Below are 14,285 nucleotides of genomic sequence, written 5' to 3'. Positions count from 1 at the left end.
GCTCCAGGGCGTGGCGTGTGACGGCCACGGTCGCGATCGTGCTCGCGGGCGGTCGCGCCAGCCGAATGGGTGGCGTGGACAAGCCCGGTCTCGTGGTCGGTGGCCGCGCCTTGCTCGACGTTGCACTCTCGGCGGTCGAGTCCTGCGCACAGATCGCGGTGGTCGGCCCCCATCGACCCGAGCTGGCGCCGGAGATCGTCCAGGTCAGGGAGGTACCACCCGGATCGGGCCCGGTGGCGGCGATCGACGCGGGATTGCGCGCCCTGGGTTCTGCCGCGCCAGTGGTCGTGGTGCTCGCCGCCGACCTGCCCTTCCTGTCGACGTGGGCGATCACGGAGCTCATTCGCCACGGAAACGAGTCGGGCGCGGATGCAGCATTCGCGGCCGACGAGTCCGGTCGCCCGCAGTATCTGATCGGTGTGTGGCGCCGCGCCGCACTGGCAGCCGCGCTGGACGGGCTCGGCACCGTGATCAACCAGCCGATGAAAGCGCTGGTGCCCACCGACGCCGCGATCGTTCGGCTGCCCGGAGTCGGTGATTGCGACACCGAACAGCAGGTACGGCAGGCCGAGGCCGCGGTCGACGCGGTGCACGGATACCCGCCGCTCGAACTGGACGATGCGCGCGACACGCTGCGGGACAAACTCTCCCGACTGGTCCCCTACCACGCCGACTTGCGGTCGGTGGCCGGAGCGGCTCTCGCCGACCCACTGACCGCCGCCGATCCGCTGCCCCGCTTCGACGTATCCGCGATGGACGGCTACGCGGTGGCCGGCGACGGTCCGTGGCGGCTGCGCCGCGATATCGGCTTCGCCGGCGGGCGACGTCCTGTCGGACTGCTGGCCGGCGAAGCGGTCCGGATCGCTACCGGCGCGCACGTTCCGGACGGCACCAGCGTCGTGCTACGAGACGAATTCGCCCAGGTCACCGAAGACACGCTCGCCCGCCTGCCGAACACTCCACTGCGCGAAGATATCCGCCGCCGCGGCGAAGACCGGGAAGTCGGCGATCTCATCGCCGCGGAGGGGGCCACGGTGACCACAGCGCTGATCTCGGCCGCAGCGAGCGTCGAGGTCACAACGGCGCGCGTACGCGGCCCGGTGCGTGCCCGGATCGTCATGACCGGCGACGAGATTCGCAGCGAGGGGCCGCTGCAAGCCGGCCAGACCCGCGATTCGATCGGGCCGATCCTGCCGGAACTGTTGTCGCGGTGTGGTATCCGCACCACCGATCGAGTACACCTGCGCGACACCCCGCACGGTTTCGACGAAGTCCTGGGTGTCGCCGCGGACTGTGACCTCCTCGTGGTGGTCGGCGCCACTGGCGCCGGAGCAGCCGACCAACTGCGGGCCGCTCTGCTGCGCGCTGATGCCGGGTTCGTGGTACCGCGCCTGCGCCTGCGTCCCGGCGGCTCCACCGTGGTCGCCGAACTCCCCTCCGACACCACGGTGCTCGGTCTTCCCGGCAATCCGTTTGCCGCTGTCGCGGTGCTCATGGCGCTCGCGCCGGCGATCGTCGAGGGACGCACCGGTGCGTCGCCGGCGCGAGCGTTGCGCGGGCCGCTGCGCAACGCGGCCGAGCTCGCGGGTGAGGTACCTCGCCTCCTGCCCGCCCGCGCCGTTGTCGAGGGTGGATGGGTCGGTGACCAGGCCGTGCGCACGGCACATCTCGGTGGCGTGGTCGACCGGGACGGCGTGGTCGTCGTCCCGCCGGATGCCACCGATGACATGATCGTCGAGTTCCTGCCACTGCGCGGCTGAGTAGCGAGACCGACTGACTAGCGTGCACCGTCCGATTCGACACCGAGACCGGCGCATGCGAAGCATACGAGCAACCGGCCCGAACGCGTACAATTCGTGTTAACAAATGTAAAGTGCGAGAGAACCGGTCGTTTCCAAAGCATCACCGACGCGGAAGCAGATCTCCCCCTTCGACCCGCTTGCGACCAGGTAATCGCCCATTCGCCCTGGTCCTCTCACAACACCTGGATCGACCGCGGCACGCCGAGGTGAACCCCACGTTGCACTGATCTCACAGCTCGCCATGGGTGTGCTTGGGCTGTGAGCCAGTCGATTGGCCAATTACGCGCGCCTCTTTACAGTCGAAGCACACGACCAATGGAATACACCTCGAAGGGGACGCCGTGGCTAATTTGCGTACCCAGGCTCATGCACCCTCCGCTCCGACCGCCGACGCCGGAGACGGTTTGCTGCGGCTGGGCAAGTACTTCCATCGCGGCGAAGTGTCCACCGATCACCGGTCGGTCCACAAAGTCGGCGGTCGCAGCGCCGACGAGTTCTACCGGGATCGCTGGTCACACGACACCGTGGTGCGCTCCACCCACGGGGTGAACTGTACCGGGTCGTGTTCGTGGAAGATCTACGTCAAAGACGGCGTCATCACTTGGGAATCTCAACAGACCGACTATCCCTCGGTCGGCGCCGACAAGCCGGAGTACGAGCCCCGAGGCTGCCCCCGAGGCGCCGCCTTCTCCTGGTACACCTACTCGCCCGCCCGGGTGCGCTACCCGTATGTGCGCGGCACGCTGCTGAAACTGTATCGCGAAGCCAAAGCGCGATCGAAGGACCCCGTGCTGGCATGGGCATCGATCGTCGAAGACGAACAGCAGGCGCGCCGCTACAAGTCCGCCCGCGGCAAGGGCGGATTCGTTCGCGCGGAATGGTGGGAGGCGGCCGAGATCGCGGCTGCGGCGCACGTCCACACGATCAAAAAATACGGGCCGGACCGGGTGGCGGGGTTCTCCCCGATCCCTGCGATGTCGATGGTCAGCCACGCCGTGGGCGCTCGGTTCATCTCGCTCCTCGGCGGCTCGATGCTGTCGTTCTACGACTGGTACGCCGACCTCCCGGTGGCCTCGCCGCAAGTCTTCGGCGATCAGACCGACGTACCGGAGTCGGCGGATTGGTTCGACGCGGGCTACCTGATCATGTGGGGCTCGAACGTTCCGGTCACGCGAACGCCGGATGCGCACTACATGACCGAGGCCCGCTACCGAGGGCAGAAGGTCGTGGTGGTCTCGCCGGACTACGCCGACAACACCAAGTTCGCCGATGAATGGGTGCCCGCCCGGCCTGGCACCGACGCGGCACTGGCCATGGCCATGGGGCATGTGGTGCTGAAGGAATTCTTCGTCGATCGGGAAGTCCCCCGGTTCCTCGACTACGTCAAGCGTTTCACCGATCTGCCGTTCTTGATCACACTGGACGAGCGCGACGGCACATATCTGCCGGGGAAGTTCCTCACGGCCGCCGATCTCGGCCGCACCGAGGAGGGCGCCGAGTTCCAGACCGTTCTGCTGGACGCTCGAGCGCAGCCGGTGGTGCCGAACGGATCCCTCGGCCACCGGTTCGGTGACGCGGGCGTCGGACGCTGGAACCTCGACCTCGGGGACGTCGATCCCCTCCTGACTCTGCACGGTCACGCCGACGACGCCGTGCCCGTGCAGATACCCCGCTACGACAGCGACACCCCGGGCGTACTCACCCGCGGCGTGCCGACGACGACCGTGGCCGGCACGCGCGTCACCACGGTCTTCGACCTGCTGCTCGCGCAATACGGCATCGGTCGCGAAGGCCTACCGGGGACCTGGCCGGGCGGCTACGACGATCCGCACGAGCCCTACACCCCAGCCTGGCAGGAAGCCATCACCGGCGTACCCGCCGCACAGGCCGAGCGGATAGCCCGCGAGTTCGCCGACAATGCCGATCGCTCCGGCGGCCGGTCCATGATTTTGATGGGCGCCGGGACGAACCACTGGTTCCACTCCGACCAGATCTATCGCGCGTTCTTCACCCTGACATTGCTGACCGGCTGTCAAGGGGTCAATGGCGGCGGCTGGGCGCACTATGTCGGACAAGAGAAATGCCGCCCCGTGACCGGATGGTCCACGCTGGCATTCGGGCTGGATTGGCAGCGTCCGCCACGCCAGATGCAGGGCACGGTCTTCTGGTATCTGGCCAACGACCAGTGGCGCTACGACCCGTTCACCGCCGACGTGTTCGCCTCCCCTCTCGGCACGGGGAGATTCGCCGGTCGCACCGCAGCGGACGCCATCACGCTGGCCACCCGACTGGGATGGATGCCGAGCTACCCCACCTTCGACCGCAACCCGCTGGACTTGGCCGACGAGGCCGCCGCTGCCGGCACGAGCGCGGCCGAACACGTGGTGTCCGCGCTGAAATCCGGGGATCTGCGGTTCGCCTGCGAAGACCCGGACGCGCCGGAAAACTTTCCGCGCTGCTTGACCGTGTGGCGGGCGAACCTGCTCGGCTCTTCCGGGAAAGGGAACGAATACTTCCACCGCCATCTCCTCGGCGCCGACTCCAACCTGCAGGCCGCCGAGGCCGTCGGGGTGCGCCCTCGAGAGCTGACCTGGCGCGAGACCGGGGCCACCGGCAAGCTGGATCTGCTGCTGTCGTTGGACTTCCGGATGACCAGCACCACACTGTTCTCCGACATCGTGCTACCCGCCGCTACCTGGTACGAGAAGCACGATCTGTCCTCTACCGACATGCACCCGTTCGTGCATGCCTTCTCCCCGGCCATCGCCCCGCCCTGGGAAGCCAAGACCGATTTCGAGGCCTTTCATCGGATCGCACGCGGTTTCTCCTGGATGGCCGAGAAACACCTGGGGACTCGCGAGGACATCGTCGCCGTACCGCTGCAACACGATTCTCCGGACGAAACGGCGCAGCCGGGCGGGCGCGTGCTGGACTGGAAGGCCGGTGACTGTGAGCCGATTCCAGGCAAGACCATGCCCAAACTGGTCGTCGTCGAACGAGATTATTCGAAGGTCGCGGAGAAGATGGCTGCGCTCGGGCCGTTGGTCGACACTCTCGGCCTCACCACCAAGGGCGTCACCACTCACCCCGATGCGGAGGTCGAGCACCTCGCCGGAGTGAACGGCACCGTGGTCTCCGGTGTGGCACAGGGACGTCCGTCGCTGGCCAAGGACACCCATACCGCGGAAGCGATCCTCGCATTGTCCGGCACCACCAATGGCCGACTCGCGGTGGAGGGCTTTCACGCGCTGGAACGTCGCACCGGGACCCCGTTGGCCGATCTGGCCGCCGAACACGAGGGCAAACGGGTCTCCTTCGCCGACACCCAGGCACGCCCGGTGCCGGTGATCACCTCACCGGAATGGTCGGGCAGCGAAACCGGCGGACGCCGGTATTCCCCGTTCACCATCAATACCGAACGGCTCAAGCCGTGGCACACCCTGACCGGTCGCCAACACTTCTATCTCGACCACGATTGGATGATCGAGCTCGGCGAGCAATTGCCGATCTTCCGCCCACCGCTGGATATGACCGCGCTGTTCCGAGAACCCTCGGTCGGCGACCTCGGCGCCGACGGCATCACGGTGCGCTACCTGACACCGCACTCGAAGTGGTCGATCCACTCCGCCTACCAGGACAACCTGCACATGCTGACGCTCTCGCGCGGTGGGCAGACGATCTGGATGTCCGACCGCGACGCCGCCAAGATCGGGGTGGCCGACAACGACTGGATCGAGGCGGTCAACCGCAACGGCGTCGTGGTCGCCCGTGCCATCGTCAGCCACCGTATGCCGGAGGGCACGGTGTTCATGTACCACGCGCAGGACCGTGCGGTGGACGTACCCCGGATCGAAGGCGCTGGCCGAAGTGTCGAGCGGCGCGGCAAACGCGGCGGCATCCACAACGCGCTCACCCGAATCATGATCAAGCCTTCGCATCTCATCGGCGGCTATGCGCAACAGTCGTTCGCGCTGAACTATCACGGCCCCACCGGAAACCAGCGCGACGAGGTCACCACGATCCGGAAACGCTCGCAGGAAGTGGAGTACTGACATGCGGGTCATGGCGCAATTGGCCATGGTGATGAACCTGGACAAATGCATCGGCTGCCACACCTGCAGCGTCACGTGCAAGCAGGCGTGGACCAACCGCGGCGGCATGGAGTATGCCTGGTTCAACAATGTGGAAACCCGTCCAGGACAAGGCTATCCCCGACGATACGAGGATCAACAGACGTGGAAGGGCGGCTGGACGCTGACCAAGCGCGGCAAGCTCACCCTGAAGTCCGGGTCCCGCCTCGGGCGGCTGTTGCGCATCTTCGCCAATCCCGACCTGCCGACGGTCGAGGACTACTACGAGCCATGGAGCTACGACTACGACACCTTGTTGTCCTCGCCGGCAACCGACACCACGCCGGTCGCCCGGCCGAAGTCACTGCTCACCGGCGCGGACACCGCGATCACCTGGGGCGCCAACTGGGACGACGACCTGGGCTCCGGTCCCGAACAGGTCGGGCGGGATCCGCTGCTGGCGAAGCTGTCGAATCAGGTGAAGTTGGAGTTCGAGCAGAGCTTCATGTTCTACCTGCCCCGGATCTGTGAACACTGCCTCAACCCGTCGTGCGCGGCGTCCTGTCCCTCCGGTGCGATCTACAAGCGCGCAGAGGACGGCATCGTGTTGGTGGACCAGGACAAGTGCCGGGGCTGGCGGCAGTGTGTGTCGGGCTGCCCCTACAAGAAGATCTATTTCAATCACAAGACGGGCAAGGCGGAGAAGTGCACCTTCTGCTACCCACGCGTGGAAGCCGGCATGCCCACGGTGTGCTCGGAGACCTGCGTCGGGCGGCTACGCTATATCGGCGTCATGCTCTACGACGCCGATGCCGTCCTGGAGGCGGCGTCGGTCCCCGACGACCGTGACCTCTACCCGGCCCAGCTCGGAGTGTTCCTCAATCCGCACGACCCGCGAGTGATCGCCGAAGCCGAGCGAGCCGGGATCTCACCGGAATGGCTTCAGGCAGCGCAGGATTCACCGGTCTACCGGCTGATCGTGGACTACCAGATCGCGCTACCGCTGCATCCGGAGTACCGCACCATGCCGATGGTCTGGTACGTACCTCCGCTGTCGCCGGTGGTGGACGTGCTCGCCGAGACCGGACACGACGGGGAGAAAGCGTCGAATCTGTTCGGCGCGATCGACGCACTGCGTATCCCGGTGGAGTACCTGGCCGAGCTGTTCACCGCGGGCGAGGTGGGTCCGGTGCGGGCGGCGCTGCAGCGTTTGGCCGCGATGCGCTCGTTCATGCGGTCGGTGAACCTCGGCGAGGAGCCCGATCCCGCGATCGCCCCGTCGGTGCGCTCGACGCCGCAGGAGCTCGAGGCGATGTACCGGCTGTTGGCGATCGCCAAGTACGAACACCGCTACGTCATCCCGACCGGTGCGAGCGCGCGGGCGCACGAATTGGATTCACTTGCGACCGGGTGCAGCCTGGACACCGATGGCGGCCCGGGTATGACTGCGTTCGACCAGATGGTGGAGAAATTCCACCTCACCGATACCAACGACGCCGCACCGCAGGGGAAGTCCGCGCGCATCAATCTGCTGAACTGGGACGGCAGGAGCACCGAGGGCCTGATGCCATCCGCCGGCGCACACACCCGACATACCGGCAACGGCAAGGCGGCGAACACCACGAGCGACACGGCGAACCCCAGCGGGCCCACGGTGAGCGGAGCGACGCGATGAGCCTGCTGAATCTACGCCGCCGCCCGGAACCGACAGTCGCGCTCTCCCAGCGTGATCGCCAGCTCGTGTGGCGAATCGCCGCACTGCTGTTGGACTACCCGGACGAACGCACGCTGGCACTGGTCGATCAGGTGGCCGTGGCGGTATCCGGGTTGCCGGATGCGGTGCGCGTACCGTTGAACCATTGCCTCGGCTATGTGACGACGACCCCGCCGTTGGACCTCGCTGCGGCCTACGTCGAAACCTTCGATATGCGCCGCCGCAGCAGCCTGCATCTGACCTTCTACGCCTACGGCGATACCCGCAAACGCGGGATGGCACTGTTGCGGTTCAAACACGCATATCGGCACGCGGGCGTCGAACTCGACGAGGCGGAGCTACCCGACCATGTGCCGGTGCTGCTGGAGTTCGCCGCCACGGTGGATCCGGTCGGCGGTGAGCGGCTGCTCGGAGAACACCTTCCCGTGTTGGAGCTGCTGCGGCTGTCGTTGTCCGACAGCGACTCCCCGTATGCGGGAGTGCTCGCCGCGGTCGGTGCAACGCTACCGCCATTGACCACCGCGGACCGGCGGCGCATCGCCGAACTGGCCGCGAGCGGCCCGCCCGAGGAAGAGGTCGGGCTGGAGCCGTTCGCGATGGACCCCGCCCTGTTCGATGGATCGGAAGGCCGCAGATGAACGCGATACCGCATCTCCCGACCGCACTGTGGTCGATCCTGCCGTATATTGCGTTCACCTCGTTCGTGCTCGGCCATCTGTGGCGGTACCGCAACGACCAATTCGGTTGGACCACCCGCTCCTCGCAGATCTACGAGAGTCGCTTGCTGCGCTTGGGCAGCCCGCTGTTCCACTTCGGCATGCTCGGCGTGATCCTCGGTCATGTGCTCGGTGTGTTGATCCCACAGTCGTGGACCGCGGCGCTGGGCATCTCCGAACACGCCTACCATCTGATCGCGCTGACCGGTGGATCGTTGGCCGGTCTCGCGGTGCTCGCCGGTGTCGCCATCCTGATCTACCGGCGTATCACCGTCCCCGCCGTCCGCCATGCCACCACCACCAACGACCGAGTGATGTACGTGTTGTTGGCGGCGGCGCTGATCACCGGACTGTTGAACACCTGGGGCAGCAATCTGTTGTGGGGCACCTACAACTACCGCGACACCGTCTCCCCCTGGTTCCGTAGCCTGTTCACTCTCAGCCCACAGCCCGATCTCATGGTGGGCACCCCGTGGACGTTCCAGCTGCACGGGCTGGTCGTACTCGTCCTGATCGGGTTGTGGCCGTATACCCGATTGGTGCACATGTTCAGCGCACCCGTGGGGTATCTCGTGCGACCCTACGTGGTCTACCGCAGCAAGGAGTACAACCCGCCGGACAAGCACCGTTATGCCCGCGCGTGGGATGCGTCGGTGACGCCTCCACGGTGGCGCTGACCGACGCCGTAGCGCCACGGGAAACCCGCCCGGACACCGGTGTCCGGGCGGGTTTGGGCACTGTTCCTATCGTCGTAAGCGTCCTGGTACCTCTCGGCGACCGCGAACCCAACTCGGCCTCCATCACCAGCGGTGCCCCCGACGCCGTGCGCATCGCTGGTGGCGACGACGGACCGGCCGCGGGCCGCGGGCCGCTGGTGAAGTGATCCTCAGCGGGCTCGCGCCGACGCCATCTCGCGGGCAGCGAACTGGTAGCGCTCGGCGATCAGCCGCACCACCGCCGGATGCACGCCGATGGGCTCGGCGACACCGTCGGCACCCGCTTCGTGCAAGCGCTGCTGGAACAGGCCATGCGCCAGCAGGTACGAGGCGATGAAGACCCGTGACGCCCCGGCGGCGCGCGATGCGGCGACCACGTCCGGAACCCTGGGAGCGCCGGTCGCGATATAGCCGATCCGGACTGCGGCGCCCAGTCGTTCGGCCAGCAGCGCGGCTGCGCGGCGCACATCCGAGCGTGCACGGGCATCCGACGAGCCCGCCGCGGCCAGAACCACGGCGTCACCGTAGCTCCAGCCCGCGGCGCGCAGACGCATGGCCATGATCCGTGCCAAGGCGGTATCAGGACCCATGGCCGGCGTGATCGCGACCGCGGGGTGGCCACTGTCGGCCACCGCACGCGGCACATCCTGGTAGACGTGGTAGCCAGAGGCAAGGAATGCCGGAACGACGACGGCCGCAGCCGATTCTCCGGCCGGGGATGCGACATCCCGCAGCACTTCGGCAGGCGAAGGGCCGAGCACATCCACGAACGCAGTACGCACCCACGGCGTTGCGCCGGCCGCGACGTCCAGCGGTGTAGTGCCAGCGTCGAGTTCCGTTGTCACGGCCTCGGCGAGCGTCGCGATCGTCTGCACCCCTTTGGCGCTACGGGTTCCATGCGCCACCAGCACCAAGCCTGGCGCGGTCACCGGGTCACCGCCGGACGGACATGGCGCGGCACCCGAGCCGGCATACCCATACGGGGCGGCTGCGAACCGTCCGCCCCGGTGGCCCGCGGGTTGTTGTCGATGCATTCGGCCGGGTCCATGGCGAGCCGGTATCCGCGTTTGACCACGGTCTGAATCGCCTTCGGCGTGCCGAGTCCGGCTCGAAGACGAGCGATGGCAGTTTCCACCGCATGGGTGTCGCCGCCACCACCGGGCAACGCCGCGAGCAGGTCTTCCCGGGACACGACCCGACCAGGCTGCCGCGCCAGCGAGCGCATCAGGGCCATGGGCGCCGGCGCCAGTTGGCGAACCCGACCGTCCACCACGACGCAGCCGCCGCGCACGCTGAGGTGATGTCCCCCGGCCTGAATGCGGTTGGCCCGCCGGGGCAATTCTTCGGCGACATGGCGGGCCAACGCGCCGAGCCGAGCCCGACCCGGCATCGACGTCGGCACACCGAGCGTCTCCAGCGGCACCGCGGTGATCGGCCCGACGCAGGCGGGCAGCACTCGCCCGCGCAACGCGTACAACAGCCCTTCCAACAATCCGGTTTCCTTGGCGCGCATCAACATCGAGGCGACGGCGGGGGCACTGGTGAAGGTGACGCAGTCCAAGCTGGCGGTGACGATGGCCTCGATGAGGTCGTCCATCGGGCCCTGATCCTCCGGTGGCACCCAGCGATACACCGGAACCGGCACGACATCCGCGCCCGCGCACCGCAAGACTTCACAGAAGTCGGGCACCGGTTCCCATTCGGTGGTGGCTCCGTGTAGCTGCACCGCGATCCGCACGCCTTCCACGCCCTCGGCGAGCAGATGGTCGAGGACCTCGGCGGACGACTCGGAAGCCGGTGACCATTCCTCGCGCAGTTCCGCGGCACGGATGGCGCCCTTGGCTTTCGGGCCGCGCGCGAGCATACGGGTCGCGCCCAATGTGCGGCGCAGATCTTCGGCCAGACCCCAGCCTTCGGCCGCCTCCATCCACCCACGAAAGCCGATGCCGGTAGTGGCTACGGCGATCTTCGGAGGGGTGGCCACCAGCTCCCGAGTGACCCGTTCCAACTGGGTGTCATCGGCGAGGGGGATGATCCGAATGGCCGGGGCCGACACGATGTGCGCGCCCCGACGTTCCAGCAATGTGGCGAATTCTTCGGCGCGCCGAGCTGCGGTGATGCCGACCGTGAATCCGGCCAAGCGAGCGCCCGCCTCAGGTGTTGTCATGCCGATCACCCATCCGAGGTCACGAGCGCGGACGCTACCGGCTCATTGGACACCGACACGATGCCGTCGGCCACACGTATCGCAAATACTGGCAGCGCGGCGGATTCGTCGTCCAGGCAGCTGCCGTCGATCAGCGAGAAAGCTTGCTTGAGCAGGGGTGAGGCGACCACGGGCACGCCGGCGCGATCGCCGACGATACCGCGCGACATGACCGCCGCCTGGCCGATCGGATCGATATTGCCGACGGCATAGAGGGTGCCCTCCGTCGTGCGGAACAGCGCAGCCTGCCGTCCGCCCTTCAGTAGTACCGCCGCTCCGCGGCCGGGAATCAGGTAGTCGAGGCGGCAGGCCTGTGTCCACCCCGTCGTGGTTGCCTCGGCAATGCCAGACGTATCGATCACGGTCATCGGTATCATCCTCCAAACGCGTTACCCATTGGTACCGACGTTTCATTTCCGTGCGGTTAAGCGGTTATTTCCCAGGCGTGGCGGCCGGAACGGCGGGCAGCCCCAGCAGGACGGGTACTTTGCGTTCCCCGGATTCATCGAACGCGATTGTCGGGTCGGCCTCTTGCGGAGCGTTGACGAACGATACGAATCGGGACAGCTTCTGCTCGTCCTCCAAGACCGCGGCCCACTCGTCGCGATAGCCGGCGACGTGCTCGGCCATAGCCGCTTCCAAATCCTGCGCGATTCCCAGACTGTCGTCGCAGACCACCTGCCGCAGGTAGTCGATACCGCCTTCCAGCGCCTCCTGCCATGGTGCGGTGCGCTGCAGCCGATCCGCGGTGCGGATGTAGAACATCAGGTAGCGGTCGATGTATTTGACCAACGTTTCGTCGTCGAGATCCCCGGCCAGCAGCACGGCGTGCTTGGGCGTGAGCCCACCGTTACCGCCGACGTAGAGGTTCCATCCGTGCTCGGTGGCGATGACGCCGACGTCTTTGCCCCGCGCCTCGGCGCATTCGCGGGCACACCCGGACACGGCCAGCTTCAGCTTGTGGGGCGAGCGCAAGCCGCGGTAACGCTTCTCCAGCAGCACGGCCATACCAACGGAGTCCTGCTGGCCGTAGCGGCACCAGGTGGAGCCGACGCAACTCTTCGCGGTACGCAGCGACTTGCCGTAGGCATGGCCGGATTCCATACCCGCGTCGACCAATCGCTTCCAGATCAGCGGCAACTGTTCGACGCGGGCGCCGAACAGATCGATACGCTGGCCACCTGTGACCTTCACGTACAGGTCGAATTCCTTGGCCACTTCACCGATGGTGATCAGCTGCTCGGCGGTGACCTCGCCCCCGGGCATCCTGGGCACCACCGAATAGGTGCCGTTCTTCTGCATATTGGCCAGAAAATGGTCGTTGGTGTCCTGCAGCGCGGCCTGCTCACCGTCGAGAATGTGATCGCTCGACGTCGAGGCAAGGATGGAGGCGACGGTCGGCTTGCAGATATCGCAGCCGGAACCCTTGCCGTACTTGGCGATCAGACCGGAGAACGTGCGGATCTCGGTTGCCTGCACGATTTGGAACAGCTCGGCGCGGGACTGCTCGAAGTGCTCGCACAGTGCCTTCGACATTTCCACGCCGGACTGCGCGAGCAGCTTCTTGAGCATGGGAACACAACCGCCGCAGGACGTTCCGGCCGCGGTGGCATTCTTGATCGCCGGAACGTCGCAGGCGCCTTCGGAGATCGCGCCGCAGATGGCGCCTTTGGTGACGTTGTTGCACGAGCAGATCTGCGCGTCGTCCGGGAGGGCGTCGGCGCCGAGCTCCGCGCCCGCGGGCGAGATCAGCGTGGCCGGTTCGGCGGGCAACGGGCGGCCGACCAGGGGACGCAACGACGCGTAGGCGCTGGCATCGCCGACCAGGACACCACCCAGCAGGGTTTGTGCGTCGTCGGACACGACGAGTTTGGCGTAGGTGCCTTTGGCTGCGTCGTGGAGCACCACGGGCAATGCGCCTTCGGTGACGCCATGCGCGTCACCGAAGCTGGCCACGTCGACACCGAGCAGTTTGAGTTTGGTCGAGGTATCCGCGCCGAGGAACTCGCCTGCTCCCCCCAACAACCGGTCGGCCACGACCTCCGCGGTGCTGTAGCCCGGCGCAACCAGGCCGTAGCTCACGCCCTCGATCGCGGCACATTCACCAACGGCCCAGATATGCGGATCAGAGGTCTGCAAGCCTGCGTCGGTGACGACCCCGCCGCGCGGCCCGATCTCCAGCCCCGCGTCTCGGGCGATGTGATCGCGGGGACGGACACCGGCGGAGAACACCACCAGCCCGGCCTCGATCACCCGCCCATCGGACAGCGTGACCTTCAGTCCTTCGCCCGACTTCTCGATCGCGGAGGTGCCGACCCCCGTGTGCACGTGCAGACCGAGCGCGGTGACCAGACCCTCCAGAATCGCGCCTCCCCCCTCATCGACCTGGGCGGGCATCAGCCAGGGGTTGTATTCCACCACGTGGGGAGTGAGCCCGAGCTGTCGCAGCGCGTTCGCCGCTTCCAGGCCGAGCAGTCCGCCACCCACCACCACGCCGGCCGCCCCGGGGCCGGCGGCTTCCGCGGCCGCGCGGATGCTGTCCAGGTCGTCGATGGTCCGGTAGACAAAGCACTGCTGCTGGTCGTGGCCCGGAACCGGCGGCACGAACGGATAGGAGCCGGTGGCCAGCACGAGTGCGTCGTAGGCGAGGACATCGCCGGTGGACGTGGTCACGGTATGCGCTACGCGGTCGATCGACTCGGCGGCCTGGCCCAGTCGCAACTCGACCCGGTCGTCACCGGCATAGTCGCTGCCGGGCAGGGCCAGATCGGCCGCGTTCCATCTGCCGACGTAGGAGGACAGGCCGACCCGATCGTAGGCGGGCCGCGGCTCCTTGCTGAGGACGATCACCTGCCAGCGGTCTCCGGAATCGCGTGAGCGCAACGCCTCGACGAACCGATGCCCGACCATGCCGTGGCCGACGACCACCGCGGTGTTGCGATCGACTGTGGGGTTCATCTGGTGGTCCTCCTGGACTGGATCGGTGTTCAGGCGCGGGCCGGCGAGCCGACGGGTGGGACAGGACGCCCCCGCCGCGAGGGACTGGTTTTCGACCTCCCGA

At 67.1% G+C, this 14,285-nt stretch carries 10 protein-coding genes; 6 read left to right on the top strand and 4 right to left on the bottom strand.

Annotation, left to right across the window (positions count from 1 at the left end):
- Positions 1-17: 17 nt before the first annotated feature.
- The 6 genes from K940_RS0114720 to K940_RS0114695 all read left to right on the top strand — a co-directional run bounded on the left by K940_RS0114720 (position 18) and on the right by K940_RS0114695 (position 9,185).
- Positions 18-1,760 carry an NTP transferase domain-containing protein gene (locus K940_RS0114720; RefSeq protein WP_028478176.1) on the top strand — a complete coding sequence of 581 codons (1,743 nt, stop codon included), beginning with the start codon at positions 18-20 and terminating at the stop codon, positions 1,758-1,760.
- A 392-nt stretch (positions 1,761-2,152) separates the two neighbouring features.
- Positions 2,153-5,854: a nitrate reductase subunit alpha gene (locus tag K940_RS0114715; protein ID WP_051407206.1), complete on the top strand. Its 3,702-nt coding sequence runs from the start codon at positions 2,153-2,155 to the stop codon at positions 5,852-5,854.
- Position 5,855: 1 nt separating this feature from the next.
- On the top strand, positions 5,856-7,547 hold the full coding sequence (gene narH, locus K940_RS0114710; protein WP_028478174.1) for a nitrate reductase subunit beta: 1,692 nt from the start codon (positions 5,856-5,858) through the stop codon (positions 7,545-7,547).
- Positions 7,544-8,224, top strand: coding sequence for a nitrate reductase molybdenum cofactor assembly chaperone (narJ, locus tag K940_RS0114705; protein WP_028478173.1), 681 nt, complete (start codon positions 7,544-7,546; stop codon positions 8,222-8,224). The genes narH and narJ overlap by 4 nt, the downstream gene beginning before the upstream one ends.
- Positions 8,221-8,979 (top strand): respiratory nitrate reductase subunit gamma, encoded by a 759-nt coding sequence (gene narI, locus K940_RS0114700; RefSeq protein ID WP_028478172.1) that lies wholly within the window; start codon positions 8,221-8,223, stop codon positions 8,977-8,979. The genes narJ and narI overlap by 4 nt, the downstream gene beginning before the upstream one ends.
- A complete protein-coding gene (locus K940_RS0114695; RefSeq protein ID WP_028478171.1) occupies positions 8,970-9,185 on the top strand; it encodes a hypothetical protein in 216 nt (71 codons plus the stop codon). Before narI ends, K940_RS0114695 begins: the two co-directional genes overlap by 10 nt.
- Positions 9,186-9,188: 3 nt before the next feature.
- Here K940_RS0114695 and K940_RS0114690 read toward each other — a convergent pair whose 3' ends face one another.
- From K940_RS0114690 to nirB, 4 genes are all read right to left on the bottom strand, one after another.
- Positions 9,189-9,947, bottom strand: a complete 759-nt coding sequence (locus K940_RS0114690; protein ID WP_028478170.1) for a sirohydrochlorin chelatase — start codon at positions 9,945-9,947, stop codon at positions 9,189-9,191.
- On the bottom strand, positions 9,944-11,185 hold the full coding sequence (locus K940_RS28385; RefSeq protein ID WP_036528697.1) for a uroporphyrinogen-III synthase: 1,242 nt from the start codon (positions 11,183-11,185) through the stop codon (positions 9,944-9,946). Before K940_RS28385 ends, K940_RS0114690 begins: the two co-directional genes overlap by 4 nt.
- 5 nt (positions 11,186-11,190) lie before the next feature.
- Positions 11,191-11,592, bottom strand: coding sequence for a nitrite reductase small subunit NirD (gene nirD / locus K940_RS0114680; RefSeq protein ID WP_028478169.1), 402 nt, complete (start codon positions 11,590-11,592; stop codon positions 11,191-11,193).
- A 64-nt stretch (positions 11,593-11,656) separates the two neighbouring features.
- Positions 11,657-14,182, bottom strand: coding sequence for a nitrite reductase large subunit NirB (gene nirB, locus K940_RS0114675; protein WP_028478168.1), 2,526 nt, complete (start codon positions 14,180-14,182; stop codon positions 11,657-11,659).
- Positions 14,183-14,285 lie beyond the last annotated feature (103 nt).

The sequence above is a fragment of the Nocardia sp. CNY236 genome, from assembly GCF_000482385.1.
GTDB lineage: Bacteria > Actinomycetota > Actinomycetes > Mycobacteriales > Mycobacteriaceae > Nocardia.
The sequence above is the reverse complement of the archived record's forward strand: the minus strand, read 5'-3'. Positions and strand labels throughout refer to the sequence as shown.